Origin of the sequence: Algibacter lectus, assembly GCF_004368925.1 — a bacterium.
Classification (GTDB): Bacteria; Bacteroidota; Bacteroidia; order Flavobacteriales; family Flavobacteriaceae; genus Algibacter; species Algibacter lectus.
Map to the genome: position 1 here is coordinate 756,489 of NZ_SORL01000008.1, position 17,309 is coordinate 773,797.

At 34.2% G+C, this 17,309-nt stretch carries 12 protein-coding genes; 6 read left to right on the plus strand and 6 right to left on the minus strand.

The annotated features are described in order from the left end of the window. Nucleotides 1–12: 12 nt before the first annotated feature. The 5 genes from glmS to DFQ06_RS11615 all read left to right on the plus strand — a co-directional run bounded on the left by glmS (nt 13) and on the right by DFQ06_RS11615 (nt 8,451). Nucleotides 13–1,866 (plus strand): glutamine--fructose-6-phosphate transaminase (isomerizing), encoded by a 1,854-nt coding sequence (glmS, locus tag DFQ06_RS11595; RefSeq protein WP_133967838.1) that lies wholly within the window; start codon nt 13–15, stop codon nt 1,864–1,866. A gap of 222 nt (nt 1,867–2,088) precedes the next feature. Continuing rightward, complete coding sequence (locus DFQ06_RS11600) at nt 2,089–4,872, plus strand: TonB-dependent receptor (RefSeq protein ID WP_133967840.1); 2,784 nt, start codon at nt 2,089–2,091, stop codon at nt 4,870–4,872. A 1-nt stretch (nt 4,873) separates the two neighbouring features. After that, nucleotides 4,874–6,427, plus strand: a complete 1,554-nt coding sequence (locus tag DFQ06_RS11605; RefSeq protein ID WP_133967842.1) for a G-D-S-L family lipolytic protein — start codon at nt 4,874–4,876, stop codon at nt 6,425–6,427. A gap of 157 nt (nt 6,428–6,584) precedes the next feature. Next, nucleotides 6,585–8,093, plus strand: coding sequence for a F0F1 ATP synthase subunit beta (gene atpD / locus DFQ06_RS11610; protein WP_042503986.1), 1,509 nt, complete (start codon nt 6,585–6,587; stop codon nt 8,091–8,093). Nucleotides 8,094–8,172: 79 nt separating this feature from the next. Then, complete coding sequence (locus DFQ06_RS11615) at nt 8,173–8,451, plus strand: F0F1 ATP synthase subunit delta/epsilon (RefSeq protein WP_042499551.1); 279 nt, start codon at nt 8,173–8,175, stop codon at nt 8,449–8,451. Between the two features lie 88 nt (nt 8,452–8,539). Here DFQ06_RS11615 and DFQ06_RS11620 read toward each other — a convergent pair whose 3' ends face one another. Together DFQ06_RS11620 and DFQ06_RS11625 are read right to left on the minus strand one after the other, a co-directional pair. Beyond that, nucleotides 8,540–8,986, minus strand: a complete 447-nt coding sequence (locus DFQ06_RS11620; protein ID WP_042503984.1) for a LexA family protein — start codon at nt 8,984–8,986, stop codon at nt 8,540–8,542. Between the two features lie 84 nt (nt 8,987–9,070). After that, nucleotides 9,071–9,853 carry an XRE family transcriptional regulator gene (locus DFQ06_RS11625; protein WP_042499553.1) on the minus strand — a complete coding sequence of 261 codons (783 nt, stop codon included), beginning with the start codon at nt 9,851–9,853 and terminating at the stop codon, nt 9,071–9,073. An 80-nt stretch (nt 9,854–9,933) separates the two neighbouring features. Between DFQ06_RS11625 and DFQ06_RS11630 the strand changes: the two genes are divergently transcribed. Further along, the gene (locus tag DFQ06_RS11630; protein ID WP_133967844.1) at nt 9,934–12,927 is read left to right on the plus strand and encodes a DNA polymerase III subunit alpha; all 2,994 of its coding nucleotides are present in this window, start codon (nt 9,934–9,936) and stop codon (nt 12,925–12,927) included. Nucleotides 12,928–12,998: 71 nt separating this feature from the next. Here DFQ06_RS11630 and DFQ06_RS11635 read toward each other — a convergent pair whose 3' ends face one another. From DFQ06_RS11635 to metG, 4 genes are all read right to left on the minus strand, one after another. Further along, the gene (locus tag DFQ06_RS11635) at nt 12,999–13,703 is read right to left on the minus strand and encodes a YiaD family glycine zipper/OmpA-like lipoprotein (RefSeq protein WP_042499555.1); all 705 of its coding nucleotides are present in this window, start codon (nt 13,701–13,703) and stop codon (nt 12,999–13,001) included. Nucleotides 13,704–13,712: 9 nt separating this feature from the next. Next, nucleotides 13,713–14,186, minus strand: a complete 474-nt coding sequence (locus tag DFQ06_RS11640; RefSeq protein ID WP_042499557.1) for a lipocalin family protein — start codon at nt 14,184–14,186, stop codon at nt 13,713–13,715. Between the two features lie 468 nt (nt 14,187–14,654). Further along, entirely contained in the window at nt 14,655–15,173 is a 519-nt protein-coding gene (locus DFQ06_RS11645; protein ID WP_042503978.1) for a ferritin, read from the minus strand. 34 nt (nt 15,174–15,207) lie between these two features. Further along, nucleotides 15,208–17,274 carry a methionine--tRNA ligase gene (gene metG, locus DFQ06_RS11650; RefSeq protein WP_133967846.1) on the minus strand — a complete coding sequence of 689 codons (2,067 nt, stop codon included), beginning with the start codon at nt 17,272–17,274 and terminating at the stop codon, nt 15,208–15,210. Nucleotides 17,275–17,309: the final 35 nt, after the last annotated feature.

The following is a 17,309-nucleotide window of genomic DNA, read 5'->3' on the forward strand; positions in this document are numbered from 1 at the left end:
AAACATCAACTTATGTGCGGAATTGTAGGTTATATTGGGTATAGAGAAGCGTATCCAATAGTAATTGAAGGCTTAAAACGATTAGAATATAGAGGGTACGATAGTGCTGGAATTGCTCTTTTTGATGGTAAAGACCTAAAAGTATCTAAAACAAAAGGTAAAGTAGCCGATTTAGAAGAATGCGCCACTGCAGAAATAACTAAAACAGGTAGTGTTGGTATAGGGCATACACGTTGGGCAACACATGGTGTGCCAAACGATGTTAACTCTCACCCTCACCTTTCAAACTCTGGAGAATTAGTAATAATCCATAACGGAATTATTGAAAACTACGATTCACTTAAGCAAGAATTAATTACAAGAGGATATACATTTCAATCAGATACAGATACAGAAGTTCTTATTAATTTAATTGAAGATGTAAAAAAGAAGGAAAAAGTAAAGTTAGGAAAAGCAGTTCAAATTGCATTAAACCAAGTTATTGGAGCCTATGCTATTGCTGTTTTCGATAAAAATAAGCCAGAAGAAGTTGTTGTGGCTCGTTTAGGAAGTCCGTTAGCTATCGGTATTGGTGAAAATGAAGATGAATTCTTTATCGCTAGTGATGCTTCTCCTTTTTTAGAGTATACTAAAAACGCTGTTTATTTAGAAGATGAAGAAATGGCAGTTATTAGATTCCATAAAGGAATTAAAGTAAGAAAAATAAAAGATGATTCTATTGTTGACACATACGTTCAAGAGCTTCAATTAAATTTAGAGCAAATTGAAAAGGGGGGATACGATCATTTCATGCTTAAAGAAATTCACGAACAACCAAAAGCAATTACCGATACTTACAGAGGTAGATTGTTACGTAACGAAGCTATTATTAAAATGGCTGGTGTTGAAGATAACATGAAAAGGTTTTTAAATGCCAATCGTATTATCATTGTTGCTTGTGGAACGTCTTGGCATGCCGGATTAGTTGCAGAATATATTTTTGAAGATTTAGCTAGAATACCTGTAGAGGTTGAATACGCTTCAGAATTTAGATATAGAAATCCTATAATTACAGAAAACGATATTGTTATCGCTATTTCACAATCTGGTGAAACTGCAGATACTTTAGCTGCTATTAAATTAGCAAAATCTAAAGGAGCATTTGTTTTTGGAGTTTGTAATGTAGTTGGTTCATCTATCGCTAGAGAGTCTGATGCAGGAGCTTATACGCATGCTGGTCCAGAAATTGGAGTAGCATCTACAAAAGCTTTTACAACTCAAATTACAGTTTTAACGCTTATGGCTTTAAGACTTGCAAGAGCAAAAGGCACCATCAGTAGTTCAGATTTTCGTCAGCACTTATTAGAATTAGAAATGATTCCTAGTAAAGTTGAAGAGGCGTTAAAGTCTGATGCACATATTAAAATGATTGCCGATATTTATAAAGATGTTAGAAATATTCTTTATTTAGGTAGAGGCTTTAATTTCCCTGTAGCTTTAGAAGGTGCGCTAAAATTAAAGGAGATTTCATATATTCATGCTGAAGGATATCCTGCTGCAGAAATGAAGCACGGACCTATTGCTTTAATTGATGAGAATATGCCAATTGTAGTTATTGCAACTAAAAAAGGCCACTACGAAAAAGTAGTAAGTAATATTCAAGAAATTAAATCTAGAAAAGGTAAAATTATTGGTATAGTTACCGAAGGCGATGTGCAAGTTAAAGAGTTAGCCGATCATGTTATTGAAGTTCCAGAAACTTTAGAGTCGCTTACTCCTTTGTTAACAACTATTCCACTTCAATTATTATCTTATCATATTGCTGTGTTGTTAGACAAAAATGTCGACCAACCACGTAACTTAGCAAAATCTGTTACGGTAGAGTAATATTTTATATAAAAATTAAAATTAAAATTAAATCAGCCTGATTTCAAAACTTGAAATCAGGCTGATTTGCATTTATAGCACTCTTTTTTTGTCAAAATCACAATTTTAACCATGGTTTTTTATCAATAAGTGCTATGCGCGCATAATTTTTTTGCTTTTTTATGTGTAAATAATACTTAATATACATATATTGCTATTCTAAATCTAAATTCGTTCATATAAATGAAAGCAATTCTCCTATTTTTTATGTTGTTTTTTTGCGGAATAACTTTTTCCCAAACAACTATTACTGGTACTGTTGTCGATGACAATAGCCAACCCATTCCTGGAGCCAATATTATTGTAGTTGGCACCTCTACAGGAAACGTTACAGATTTTGATGGTAACTTTTCTTTAACCTACAATCAAAATCCACCCTTCTCAGTTCAAGCCAGTAGTGTAGGCTTTGAAACGGTTACAGTAGAAATAACCAAAAGGAATCAAAAAGTAGATTTTATTTTAAAAGAAGGAACTTCTTTAGATGAAGTTGTAATTTCTGCTTCAAGAACTCCAGAAAGAATATTTGAATCTCCTGTTACAGTAGAGCGCTTTGGATTAAAAGAAATTAAAAACACTGCATCTGCCGATTTTTACGACGGTTTAGAGAACTTAAAAGGTGTAGATGTTAATACCAATAGTTTAACTTTTAAGTCGGTAAATACAAGAGGTTTTGCAACATTTGCTAATAATAGATTCATGCAATTGGTTGATGGTATGGATAATTCAACACCTGCATTAAATTTCCCTATCGGAAACTTGGTAGGTATGACAGAAACAGATGTTTTAAGTGTGGAATTACTTCCTGGAGCATCTTCTGCATTATACGGAGCAAATGCCTTTAATGGTATTTTATTTATGCGAAGTAAAAACCCTTTCGATCACCAAGGTATTAGTGCGTCTGTAAAAAGAGGTCTTACGTCACAAGAAGCTTCTGGAGATAATGAGTATACAGATGTTAGTATTCGTGCAGCTTATAAATTCAGTAATAAATTTGCAGCTAAAGTAAATTTCGGTTACTTAAAAGGAACCGATTGGGCTGCAGTTAATGAAGACGATAAAACGAATATAGGTGGAACAAGAGCAAATATAGATTACGATGGTGTTAATGTTTATGGAGATGAAGTTTCTACGAATTTAAAAAACGTAATAGAAAGTGAAACTTTTTTAGCACAGTTACCAAATCCAGCTTTAGTAAATTTAGTGCCACTTGTTGATGTAAGTAGAACAGGTTACGATGAAAGAGATTTAACGAATTACGATGCTAGTAGTATTAAATCTGATTGGGGGCTATACTACCGTCCATGGGAAAATGATTTCGAAATATCTTATGTTGGTAAGGTTGGAACAGGTTCAACAATTTACCAAGGCACAAACAGATATAACATTAATAACTTTTTTCAAGAACAACATAAAATTGAAATTAGAAACGATAACTTCTTTGTTAGAGGCTACGTAGTATCAGATAAAGCTGGAGATTCTTATGATATGGTTTTTACAGGTATTAATATTAATAGTGCTTGGAAAGATAATAATACATGGTTTGGTGAGTATACTGGAGCCTTTATTTCTGCAACCCTTGGTGGTGCAGATGAAACTCAAGCACACGCTGCAGCAAGAAATGTTGCTGATACAGGAAGATTTCTTCCAGGGTCTGATGAGTTCGTTGCTGCATTTAACAAAAGTATAGCAGATCCGGATTTAACTACGGGTTCTAAATTTCAAGATGCTTCTAAATATTATCATGCGGATGCTAATTATAATTTTAGTCATCTTATCGATTTTGCCGATATTCAAGTTGGTGGTTCTTTTAGAGAATATAGTTTAAATTCTTCAGGTACTATTTATACAGATATTGATGGTCCTATTACATATTCTGAATATGGAATTTATACTCAAATTCAGAAAAACCTTGAGCTTAACGATGAAATGGAATTAAAATTAACGGGGTCTGCTCGTTATGATAAGTCTGAGTTTTTTGATGGTTTTGTGTCTCCAAGAATTTCTGCAGCACTTACACTTAATCAAAACCATAATGTTAGAGCTTCTGTGCAAACAGGATTTAGAAACCCTACAACTCAAGATTTATTTATCGGCCTAAATGCAGGTAGAGCAATTTTAGTAGGTTCTGCTCCTAGTAATTTAGATAGATGGACTAGAAATTACGATTTATCACCTGGAGGTGCTGCTATTGTGCAATCGCCTAGCGTTACTCAAACAGGAGCTGCGGCTTATAATAATTCATATACTGCAAGTTCTGCTTTAGAACTAGCTGCTACAGGAAACCCTGCGGTATTAGAAATTGCAAACCCAGATTTAGTAAAACCAGAACAAGTAACATCTGGAGAAGTTGGGTATAGAGGTAAGTTTAATAAAATTACTGTAGATGTTAGTGCTTATTACAATAGCTATAAAGATTTTATATCTCAAGAAGTTGTGGTTGCTCCTTTTTATGGAACAGTTGGTGATGGTGGTGCATCTATAGCTGCTTTGGCAAATGGAGATAGCCAAGCATATAGTACATATACAAACTCTGAAGCTAATGTAAACTCGTACGGTACATCTGTTGGAGTATCTACTAAAGTATTTGGTGATTTCGATTTAAGCGGAAGTTATACTTATGCTAAATTAGATTTTGATAGCGAAGCATATCCAGATTTTGCAACAAACTTTAATACGCCAGAACATAAATTTAAAGCGTCTTTTGGTAATACGGATTTATTTGAAAACTTCGGATTTAACATAGCTTATAGATTTAGTGACGATTATTATTGGGAAGCAACTTTTGCAAATGGTGTTGTTCCAGAATTCCATGTTGTAGATGCGCAAATTAACTTAAAGGTTCCATCTATGAAATCTATTTTTAAGGCAGGTGCAACTAATCTTTTAGGAGATGAATATTTCACAGCAGTGGGTACAGGTCATATTGGATCAATGTATTATGTTTCATGGACAATTAATAATTTATAAGATGAAAAACACAAAATATATATTAGTATTATCAGCTTTAATTGGTTTTACAAGTTGTAACGAAATTGAAGACGTTAATAGAGATGAAGCCGCTGAGGTTTTGCCAGAACTAACTTCTGGCTCGGCAGATTTTACAACATACGTGTCTCTTGGGGCATCTTTTACGGCAGGATATACAGATGGCGCGCTTTTTATGGCGGGGCAAAATAATTCTTTTCCAAATATATTGGCAAATCAATTTGCTGGTGTAGGCGGTGGAGATTTTACACAACCATTAACCAATGATAATTTTGGTGGCTTGGCAGCAGGAGGTACAAGAATAGCAGAACCAAGACTTGTTTTTGGCGGTTCTACTCCAGTGCCTTTAGAGTCTGTGGTTGGCCCAGTAACGGTGTCTACAGATATTGTTTTAAACAACCCAACCGGGCCTTTTAGTAATTTAGGTGTTCCAGGAGCAAAAAGTTTTCATTTATTATCAGATTCTTACGGTAGTCTTGCAGGAGTAGGTTCTTATGCTAATCCTTACTTTGTAAGAATGGCATCAAGTCCAAGCGCAACTATGTTAGGAGACGCTATGGCGCAAAGTCCTACGTTTTTTACTTTATCAGAAATGGGAGCGAATGATGTTTTAAGTTTTGCGGTTTCTGGTGGAAGTGGTGTAGATCAAAAAGAGAATTTAGATCCTTCTACATACGGAAGTAATGATATTACAGACCCTAATGTTTTTGCTAGTGTTTTTAGTAATTTAGTTACAACACTAACAAGTGGTGGTGCTAAAGGTGTGGTTACAAATGTACCATATATTACAGATTTACCACATTTTACAACAGTGCCTTATAATCCAATTCCATTAGATGCTGGTACTGCTAGTTTTTTAAACAGTGTGGCTGCGTATGGCACATATAATGGTGGTTTACAACAAGCTTACGCTGCATTGCAGGGTTCTGGTTTGTTTACAGCTGAAGAAGTTGCAAAAAGAACTATAAAATTTGTTGAAGGACAAAACGCAGTTGTTATCATAGATGAGGATTTAACCGATTTAGGGGCGATTAATTCTGCTTTCGCTGAAATTCCAAAGTATAGACAAGCTACTGCAGATGATTTACTTGTACTTAGTTCATCTTCTTTTATAGGAACAGAAGCTATCCCTGGAAACGCACAAAGTATAAACGGTGTTGCCGTACCATTAGCAGATCAATGGGTTTTAACACCAGAAGAACAATTAGCTATTAAAGAAGCAACAGATGCGTATAATGTAACAATTAAAGCCGTGTCAGATGCTAATGATAATATTGCTTTAGTAGATTTAAATACTATTTTATCAGAATTAGCTACAACAGGAATTCTTTATGGCGATTACACATTAAATGCTAGTTTAGTAACTGGTGGAGCTGTTAGTCTAGACGGAATTCATTTAACAGCAAGAGGGTATTCATATATGGCATACAAGTTTTTAGAAGCTATAGACACCTCTTTTGGTGCTAATTTTATTGACTCTGGTAATGTTCCAAATCCGGGAGATTACCCAACAAATTATGCGCCTACATTACAATAAAAGCGCAATTATTAAAAATATAAAAAACGTGTTCCAATGGAATGCGTTTTTTTATTATAAAAACGACTTTCATTTTAAATTAAAACCACTATATTTGCACGCGAAAACTCAAAGTGTTTTCACTGAATTAAAACGCATAATATTAAACACATAAGTAATGTCTAAAGTTACAGGTAAAGTTGCACAAATAGTAGGTCCAGTTATCGATGTTGAATTCGGAGCTGGTGCTGAACTTCCAAAAATTTATGATTCATTAGAAATTAAAAAAGCAGATGGATCGCTTTTAGTACTAGAAGTACAATCTCACATTGGTGAAGATACTGTGCGTACTATCGCTATGGATTCTTCTGATGGATTAAGCAGAGGTACAGAGGTTACTGCTACTGGTGCACCTATACAAATGCCGGTTGGTGATGATGTTTACGGACGTTTATTCAACGTAATTGGAGATGCTATCGATGGTCTTGGAGATTTACCTAAAGCTGGAGAAGCTGGGTTACCAATTCACCGTCAAGCACCAAAATTTGAAGATTTATCAACTTCTACTGAAGTTTTATTTACAGGTATTAAAGTAATCGATTTAATTGAGCCTTATGCAAAAGGTGGTAAAATTGGTTTATTTGGTGGTGCTGGAGTAGGTAAAACAGTATTAATTCAGGAGTTGATTAACAATATAGCAAAAGGACACGGTGGTTTATCTGTATTTGCTGGAGTGGGTGAAAGAACTCGTGAAGGAAATGATTTATTACGTGAGATGTTAGAGTCAGGAATTATAAAGTATGGTGATGACTTTATGCATTCTATGGAAGAAGGTGGATGGGATTTATCTAAAGTTGATAAATCTGGAATGAAAGAATCTAAAGCGACTTTCGTATTTGGACAAATGAATGAGCCTCCTGGAGCTCGTGCTCGTGTAGCATTATCTGGTTTAACTATTGCTGAGTATTTCCGTGATGGTGCTGGTGAAGGACAAGGAAAAGATGTATTATTCTTCGTAGATAATATCTTCCGTTTTACACAAGCTGGTTCTGAGGTGTCTGCATTATTAGGTCGTATGCCTTCTGCGGTAGGTTATCAACCAACGTTAGCAACAGAAATGGGTGCTATGCAAGAGCGTATTACTTCAACTAAAAGAGGTTCTATTACATCTGTACAAGCGGTATATGTACCTGCGGATGATTTAACGGATCCTGCACCGGCTACAACCTTTGCTCACTTAGATGCAACAACAGTATTATCTCGTAAAATTGCTGAGTTAGGTATTTATCCTGCGGTAGATCCATTAGATTCTACTTCAAGAATTTTAACTGCTGAAATTTTAGGTGACGATCACTATAACTGTGCACAACGTGTTAAAGAGTTATTACAACGTTACAAAGAATTACAAGATATTATTGCTATCCTTGGTATGGAGGAATTATCTGAAGAAGATAAACTAGCTGTAGGTAGAGCAAGACGTGTACAACGTTTCTTATCTCAACCTTTCCACGTAGCAGAGCAATTTACAGGTCTTAAAGGTGTTTTAGTAGATATTAAAGAAACTATTAAAGGATTTAACATGATTATGGACGGTGAATTAGATCACTTACCAGAAGCAGCGTTTAACCTTAAAGGAACTATTGAAGAAGCTATCGAAGCTGGAGATAAAATGTTAGCTGAAGCGTAAACCTAGTAAGCAGTTATAGGTCAACAGTCAGCATTACGCGACTGAATACTGAATACTGATTACTGAATACTTGAAAATTATGTATTTAGAAATTGTATCACCAGAAGCAACTTTATTTAGTGGAGAAGTAACTAGCGTTGCGGTTCCAGGAGTAAATGGCGAATTTGAAATGTTAAATAATCACGTGCCAATTATATCTATTTTAAAAGAAGGTTTTGTGAAAATTTCAGGGAACGTAGAATTAGATGAAGCGGTTCAAGATAAATTTACCAAAAACGATAAAGGAGCTACATTGTTAAAAATTAACTCTGGAACGTTAGAATTAAAAAACAATAAGTTGATTGTTTTAGCAGACTAAAACATCAATTTTATATTATATAAAAAATGCGAGGCTTTAGCTTCGCATTTTTTTATGCTTTAAATTTAAGTATAATGTGGCTTAATATTTACACCTTTTTAATCACATTAGTTACAATCCCCCAAATAAGAAACTTATTATCACTAGTAATTTTAATAATAGGGTAGTTTGGGTTTTCCGGTTTTAACCACATTTCATCTTTATCCACTTTTAAACGCTTTACAGTAAACTCACCATCTAAAAAGCAAACCGCAATTTTATTATTTGTGGGCTCTATGCTTCTATCTATTACCAATAAATCGTTATCATCTAGTCCTGCACCAATCATAGATTGCCCGCTTACACGTGCATAGAATGTGGTTTCTTTATTTTTAACTAGCTCAGCATCTAGAGAAAGATGCTGCTGGCTAAAATCCTCGGTAGGAGCAGGGTAACCTGCCGAAATACCTGTATCGAAATAAAGCGCACCTGCATTGTCTGTTTCTTCAGGATTAAAAAGCGTTAAAGGAGCAGATTGTTTTAACTGTATAGCCATAGGGTTTGGGTTTTATTTTTAATGATACGTTGGTCTTTTAAAAAATAGAGGCCCTTATCATTATTTCGGTTGGTTAATGTAATATTAAAAATCATAGTTTTCCAAGCCTTTAATCGATTTTAGCTCGACTTTAAGTTCCTGAAACATGTTTACAATGCTGCTTAGTTTTAATTCTTCTTCACTATATTCTTGCGTGTTAATACAACACGTAAACTCCCAAATTTCCATAATATCGGTAGTTTTCACATCGTAAGGTGCGTATAGTTTATTATCAGAATGTAACTCTAAAGAGTCTTTTTCTTCAATTTTATTATAGACTCTTTTATATACTAAACCATCGTCTTTGGTGAGTATAATATAAGTGCGTCCGTTTTTTACATCGGTTATTGTATCGATAAATTTTGCAACAATAAACGAACCGCTTTTTACTGGCAACATAGAATCTCCACTTATCGGAAATGCACGATGCGTTCCTGTTGGTAAAAAGGGGAGTTTTATTTTTTGAAGTTGTTCAATATATTCCGGATCTGCATAGCCTTGTAAATATCCTGCTGAAGCTTTGGTAGGTACAATTTCTATTAAATCTTCGTCCATGTCGTTTACCGTTACCGGAAACAGTACACGCTTGTTTCCTACTTCAATGAAAGAAGTGTTTTTAGTGCGCCTTAAATCGTTTTTAACTAAAATATCTATTGGTATATTGAAATAGGTAGAAAGCTCTATTAAACGATCTATAGGAGGTTCTGAGCGGCCTTCTTCATAAGAACCCACAATGGAGCGTGTCCAACCTAATTCGTCCGCAAAACGTTCCTGAGAAAAACTTTTCAAAGTGCGTAAATGTTTAATGTTGGATTGAATGAATTTCATTACTCGTTTTAATATTTAATTTGGTTTACTACAAATGTAAGCAACAATTACTTTTAAATGTAGCTAATTTTGTAAAACTTATGTATTTAAATTGTCATTCATATTTCAGCCTGCGTTACGGGACAATAAGCCCGGAAAAACTACTTGCCATTTCTGCGGAAAATGGCTTTAAAACGATGGCGCTAACCGATATTAATAATACATCGGCTTGCTTAGATTTTGTTCGGCTATCCAAAAAATATAAAATAAAACCAGTGTTAGGTGTCGATTTTAGAAATGGCGCAGAACAAAAATTTATACTATTAGCTAGAAACAATAAAGGGTTTCATAATATTAATAACTATTTATCTACTTTTTTGCATGATGCTAGTTTAGTAATTCCAGATTGTGCTCCTCAATTAGACGATACATTTGTTATTTATCCTTATAAACAAGATAGAAGTTTTAACTTAAAAAAACATGAGTTTTTAGGTGTAAAGCCACAAGATTTAAATAAACTTAAGTTTTCTAAACAGAAAAAAGACGTCTCTAAATTAGTGGTTTTACAATCGGTTTCTTTTGAAAATAAAAAAGGATTTAACACCCATCGTTTGTTGCGTGCAATCGATAATAATACGTTATTAAGTAAGTTGTTAAAAAGTGAGGAAGGTCTAGAAACAGATGTTATGCTTTCTGCTAATAAATTGTCCAATGTTTATAGTGAATTCCCCGAGATTATAAAAAACACTAAAGCTATTTTAAGCCGATGTTCTATAAATTTCGATTTCTCGAAAAGTACACCTAATAATCAAAAATCGTATACTAAAAGTGAGGAGTTAGATTATAAATTGCTCGAAAGACTTGCCTATAGTGGTTTGGTGTATCGTTATCAAAACCCGGATGATGTTATCTTTAATCGAATAAAAAAAGAGTTAAGTATTATTAAAGAGAAGCAGTTTGTGTCTTATTTTTTAATGAATTGGAAAATTTTAAAATACGCTAGAAGTAAAAATTATTATTATGTAGGTAGAGGTAGTGGCGCCAATAGTATTGTTGCGTATTTATTACGAATTACCGATGTTGATCCCGTAGAACTCGATTTGTACTTCGAACGTTTTATAAATCTATACCGAAAGAATCCGCCGGATTTTGACATTGATTTTTCTTGGACCGATCGGGATGATATTACACAATTTATTTTTAAAACATTTAAAAACACCGCGCTTTTAGCAGTTTATAATACGTTTAAGTTTAAAGCGTCGGTACGCGAATTGGGTAAGGTTTTCGGCTTACCAAAATCAGAAATAGATATGCTCAGCAAAGGCCGCTACAATATTGATGCCTTAGATAAACTATCAAAATTAGTGCTTATTTACAGTGAGTATATTCAGGGGTTTCCTAATTATTTGGGTATTCATGCTAGTGGAATTATTATTTCAGAAAAGCCTATTCATTGTTATACAGCAACATTTTTTCCACCGAAAGGCTTTGCTACCACACATTTTGATATGGTAGTTGCCGAAGATATTGGGCTTTATAAATTCGATATATTGAGTCAGCGTGGTTTAGGAAAAATTAAAGACACCGTAGATATTGTAAAATATAATCATCCAGAAAAGGCATCTATCGATATTCATGATATTAAAGGTTTTAAAACAGATGAAAAGATTAAGCATATTTTGCGACACGCTCAGGCTATTGGTTGTTTTTATGTAGAATCGCCTGCTATGCGCATGTTGCTTAAAAAACTTCAGGTTGATAACTATTTAGGGTTGGTGGCTGCGAGTTCTATTATTCGCCCTGGAGTTGCTAAATCGGGTATGATGCGCGAATATATATTGCGGTATCGCGATCCGGAACGTTGTAAGCAAGCGCACCCAGTTTTACTTAGTATTATGCCCGAAACCTATGGTGTTATGGTGTATCAAGAAGATGTCATTAAAGTGGCGCATTACTTTGGAGGTTTAACTTTAGCTGAAGCTGATAAATTACGACGCGGCATGTCGGGTAAGTTTAGGTCTCGTGATGAATTTCTATCTGTGAAAAATCTTTTTTTTAATAATTGTAGGCAAAAAGGGGAGCCAGAACATTTAATTGAAGAAATTTGGAAGCAAATTGAAAGCTTTGCTGGTTATGCATTTGCAAAGGGACACTCGGCATCTTATGCGGTAGAAAGTTACCAAAGTTTGTTTTTAAAAGCCTATTTCCCGTTGGAATATATGGTGGCTACTATTAATAATTTTGGTGGTTTTTATAGTACAGAACTTTATGTGCACGAGGCTAGAATGCATGGTGGTATTATTGAGGCACCTTGTGTTAACAAAAGTTTTAATGAAACTATTATTATTGGTAAACATATTTATTTAGGTTTTATGTTTTTGCATGGTTTGGAAGTAAAAACTATTAAGAAATTACTTTTAGACCGAGAGGAGCATGGTGCGTTTAAAAGTCTAGACGATTGTATTGAGCGGCTAAGTATATCTGTAGAGCAAATCGCCATTCTGATTAAAATAAATGCGTTTCGATTTACGGGGGTTAATAAGCGCGAATTACTTTGGGAAGCCCATTTAAAAACCAGCAAAACAGTAATTCAAGACCATGTTATTAATTTATTTGAAACTAAACGTATAGATTACAAAACGCCAGAATTGCCAAGTTCAGCTTTGGAAGATGCTTTTGATGCTTTAGAGCTTTTAGGCTTTACGCTTTGCAACCCGTTTAGTTTATTGGAGCAAACAGTTGTACAACCTTTAAGAGCATTGCAACTCCCAAAATTTAAAAATCGTAATATTTCTATTGAGGGTTATTTGGTAACCACAAAAAACACGGTAACATCTAGTGGCAAATACATGCATTTTGGAACGTTTTTAGATTACGATGGGAATTTTATTGACACCGTTCATTTTCCGCCAGTGGCAAGTAAATATCCTTTTAGAGGCAAAGGTATTTATACCATTACAGGTAAGGTAATAGAGGAATTCGATTGTATAACTATTGAAGTTGTTACTATGGAAAAACTTGCTGTTATTCAAGACCCACGTTATAGCGATCCGCCTCCTAAGTTTATAACAAATACTAACCGACGGATAGGTTAGTGTATAAAATAAAAAAAGGCTATTCTTTTTAAGAATAGCCTTAATATTATTAATTAATCTAAAAAATCAGCTTATTGTCCAGCTTCAGTTTTAGCATCATCAATCATTTTTTCATTCGGTAAAATTGCGATATTTACTCTTCTGTTTTTTGCACGACCTTCTGCTGTAGTATTATCATGTGTTGGTTGTGCTTCTCCAAACCAGTTGGTTGTAAAACGACTACGACTTAAACCTTTACTTAAAAAATAATCGGTAACAGCATTTGCTCTGTTTTTAGAAAGCGTCATGTTTAATTCTTCACTACCAACACTATCTGTATGACCTACAACTAACACGTTAGTATCTGGATATTCTTGAAAAACTGCAATTAACTTATTTAAAGTTTCTTGAGAAGCTTCGTTAACATTATACTTTGCTGTTTTAAAATATACACCACTATTCTCATCAAAAGTTACTACAATACCATCGTCTACACGTTCCACTTTAGCGCCAGGAATTTCGTTTTCAATTTGTTGAGCTTGTTTGTCCATTTTGTTACCAATAAGTACACCAGCGCCACCGCCAATAACACCACCAATAACAGCTCCAAGTTCTCCATTACCACCTTTACCAACGTTGTTACCAATAATGGCTCCTAAAAGTGCGCCACCTGCAGCACCAATAGCGCCACCTTTTTGTTTGTTGTTTGCATTTTGTACCGATTTACAGCTTGTTATATTTACTGTAAGTACGAGTGCTAATAGAATTAATCCGATTTTATTAAATATTGTTTTCATCTGTATGTTTTATTGTTTTGTAAAATTCATTGTAATTGTAAATGGTTTACCCTCCACGTTAAGCGTTTGTTGCCACTGCATTGTAGCTTCTGTAAGTTGGGTAAGTTGCATTCTGTAACCGTAGTTGGTTGGCGATTTTCCTTTTTCGTCTGTAGGTTTTAATAAGAAATCATACAGATCGGTAGCAGGATCAACTTCTTGAATGGTAAAAATGAAGTTACGAGCACCAATGCTACAATTAGTATCGTTAATAGTATATATTCCTGAATTATTATTCGGGATAAACTGCCAATCACTACCTTCAAAACATGCTTTTGGAGCATCATCTAAAAGAGATACATTATAGGTGCCTTTTTCACTATAAGAAATAGTACTTAGCGTCCAATTCCCTTTCATTACTTTTTTTGAAGTTCGCACTACTTTTGATGTGCCGCATGAAGCTAAAGTTAATGCTAACACTAATAAAATTGCTATTCTTTTCATTTACATGTATTAATTAGGTTTCTATTTGGGTTTAAAAATTATCACTATTTATTGCTTCTTAAAAAAAAGAAACAATTTGATGTACGCAAGTTAAGACCCCTATGTGATATAGGTAGTCACTATAAATTATTTTTTTAACGTTATCGGGAATTGAACTTGAGTAAACACCAAAAACACAGATGGTTTTCGGAACGAATATTTTTAGGTATTAAGAGTGATTATGCCACTTTTTTAAGCAAGTCGAAACAAGGGCATTTTTTACAACGCTTATTTTCTCCTTTTTTAAATTTTTTACAACAACTACTTTTTACTTTATCAGGAAGTTCTACTCCTAATTCACGTAACATTTTAATTGCCTTTTTTTTCTTTTTTTTGCCCAAAACAGAATCTGAAATTTAAGAGATATCAAATTTATCTTGGGCAAAAATAACTATTTTTATTAAATCTAAATAAGATTAAATGTTAAAATTATTGCAAACCATCTGCAGATGCGGAAGTTACAGTTAGGTTTTCTATATCGCGATCAAAAAGGTACAATCCACCTTTATCATCTCCAATAAGATTTATTTTATCTAAAATGGTGCGCGCTACAGCTTCTTCTTCTATTTGTTCAGCAACATACCACTGTAAAAAGTTGTGTGATGCATAATCTCTTTCTTCTAAACTAATATGGACTAAATCGTTTATACTTTGAGATACAAATACTTCGTGTTCAAACAATTTCTCAAACATTTCTTTAAATGAAGTAAAAGTTACGTTAGGCGCCGATAATTCTGAAATTTTTGCATGACCACCGCGCTCGTTAACAAACTTTACAAGTTTTAGCATGTGTTCACGCTCTTCATCAGATTGTGCATACATAAAGTTTGCAACCCCTTCTAAACCTTTAACTTCGGCCCAACAAGCCATTGCTAAATATATTTGAGAAGATTCTGCTTCTATTTTTATTTGATTGTTTAATGCGGTTTCTATAGCTTTTGATAACATAGGTTTTGTTTTTTATAAAGTTAGTAAATTCTGTTTAACTTATTGTTAATCCGTTAGCAACATTATCTGTGTCCGGATTTACAAATACAAGTTTTCCATCTTCACTTTCTGTCATTAAAATCATGCCTTCACTTTCTACGCCGCGTAAAGCTCTTGGTGCTAGGTTTACTAAAACCGTAACTTTTTTACCAACAACCTCTTCTGGCGTAAAGCTTTCTGCAATACCAGAAACAATAGTTCTAACATCAATACCTGTATCTACTTTTAAAACTAAAAGTTTTTTAGCTTTTGGCATTTTCTCAGCCTCTATAATAGTACCAACACGCATATCGAGTTTAGTAAAATCATCAAAGTTTATAGTATCCTTTTGTGGTTCTACTACTTTATTTGCTGCTTCGTTAGCTTTTTTACTAGCTTCTAATTTATCTAGTTGTTTTTGAATTGTTTCATCTTCTACTTTAGAAAATAATAATTCAGCTTCACCAATTTTATGACCTGCAGGAAGTAACACCTCTTTTATGGCAACTTCTTTCCAAGTGGTTTCTGTACCTAGAGCAGTATGGTTTAATATGTTTTTTAATTTAGTTGAAGTAAACGGTAAAAATGGCTCACTTAAAGTTGCTAATGCCGATGCTATTTGCAACGCCACATACATAATAGTTTTTGTGCGCTCTGTATCTACTTTAATTACTTTCCAAGGTTCAGCATCGGCTAAATATTTATTTCCTAAACGTGCTAAATTCATCATTTCTTGGCTAGCTTCTCTAAAACGGTAACGCTCTATCGAGCTGGCAATAACATCTGGATATGCTTTAACAGTGGCTAAAGTTTCTTCGTCTACTTGTTCAAATGCTGAAGGGGTAGGTACAACACCTTCGTAATATTTGTTAGTTAAAACAACAACACGGTTTATAAAGTTTCCGAAAATGGCAACTAACTCGTTGTTATTTCTTGCCTGAAAATCTTTCCAAGTAAAATCATTATCCTTAGTTTCTGGAGCATTTGCCGTTAATACGTAACGTAAAACATCTTGTTGCCCAGGGAAATCTTCTAAATATTCTGGCAACCAAACAGCCCAGTTTTTAGAGGTTGATAATTTGTTGCCTTCTAAGTTTAAAAACTCGTTTGCGGGTACATTTTCTGGTAAAATATAAGAGCCTTCAGCTTTTAACATCGCTGGGAAAATAATACAGTGAAATACAATATTATCTTTTCCTATAAAGTGTACTAATTTTGTGTCTTTATCTTTCCAGTATGGTTCCCAATCTTTTCCTTCGCGAGCAGCCCATTCTTTGGTAGACGAAATATAACCAATTGGTGCATCAAACCAAACGTAAAGTACTTTGCCTTCTCCACCTTCGGCAGGTACAGGAATTCCCCAATCTAAATCACGGGTTACAGCTCTTGGGCGTAAACCATCGTCTATCCAAGATTTACATTGTCCGTAAACATTAGGTTTCCAGTCTTTTTTATGACCTTCAAGAATCCATTCTCTTAAAAAATCTTCATGTTTATCTAGTGGTAAATACCAGTGTTTTGTTTGTTTTAACGTTGGCACATTACCAGTTATAGCCGATTTAGGATTAATTAAATCGGTAGCATTGTGGCTTGTTCCACAGTTTTCACATTGGTCGCCATAACTTTCTTCATTACCACATTTTGGACACGTTCCAATCACGAATCTATCTGCTAAAAATTGATTTGCAGCGGCATCGTATAATTGTTCCGATGTTTCCTCAATAAATTCACCTTTTGCATCTAAAGTTTTGAAAAACTCCGAAGCTGTTTCATGATGAATTGGAGCAGATGTACGTGAGTAATTATCATAAGTAATTCCAAAATCTACAAACGATTTTTTAATAATGGCATGATATTTATCAACAATATCTTGTGGTGTTACACCTTCGTTTTTAGCTTTAATTGTAATGGGCACACCATGTTCATCACTTCCGCCAATAAATGCAACATCGTTTCCGGTTAATCGTAAATAGCGTACATAAATATCTGCAGGCACATAAACACCAGCTAAATGGCCGATGTGTATTGGACCGTTGGTGTATGGTAAAGCGGTTGTAATGGTATATCGTTTTGGTGTGTTCATCAATTTAAAATTATATTATGAGTGTGTTTTTGAGG

Excerpts from the sequence above, each read along its gene's own strand:
- DFQ06_RS11645 (WP_042503978.1), bottom strand. The coding sequence starts at position 15,173 with ATGTTATCAAAAGCTATAGAAACCGCATTAAACAATCAAATAAAAATA.
- DFQ06_RS11620 (WP_042503984.1), bottom strand. The coding sequence starts at position 8,986 with ATGGCTATACAGTTAAAACAATCTGCTCCTTTAACGCTTTTTAATCCT.
- DFQ06_RS11625 (WP_042499553.1), bottom strand. The coding sequence starts at position 9,853 with ATGAAATTCATTCAATCCAACATTAAACATTTACGCACTTTGAAAAGT.
- DFQ06_RS11615 (WP_042499551.1), top strand. The coding sequence starts at position 8,173 with ATGTATTTAGAAATTGTATCACCAGAAGCAACTTTATTTAGTGGAGAA.
- DFQ06_RS11640 (WP_042499557.1), bottom strand. The coding sequence starts at position 14,186 with ATGAAAAGAATAGCAATTTTATTAGTGTTAGCATTAACTTTAGCTTCA.
- DFQ06_RS11635 (WP_042499555.1), bottom strand. The coding sequence starts at position 13,703 with ATGAAAACAATATTTAATAAAATCGGATTAATTCTATTAGCACTCGTA.
- metG (WP_133967846.1), bottom strand. The coding sequence starts at position 17,274 with ATGAACACACCAAAACGATATACCATTACAACCGCTTTACCATACACC.
- atpD (WP_042503986.1), top strand. The coding sequence starts at position 6,585 with ATGTCTAAAGTTACAGGTAAAGTTGCACAAATAGTAGGTCCAGTTATC.
- DFQ06_RS11600 (WP_133967840.1), top strand. The coding sequence starts at position 2,089 with ATGAAAGCAATTCTCCTATTTTTTATGTTGTTTTTTTGCGGAATAACT.
- DFQ06_RS11630 (WP_133967844.1), top strand. The coding sequence starts at position 9,934 with ATGTATTTAAATTGTCATTCATATTTCAGCCTGCGTTACGGGACAATA.
- DFQ06_RS11605 (WP_133967842.1), top strand. The coding sequence starts at position 4,874 with ATGAAAAACACAAAATATATATTAGTATTATCAGCTTTAATTGGTTTT.
- glmS (WP_133967838.1), top strand. The coding sequence starts at position 13 with ATGTGCGGAATTGTAGGTTATATTGGGTATAGAGAAGCGTATCCAATA.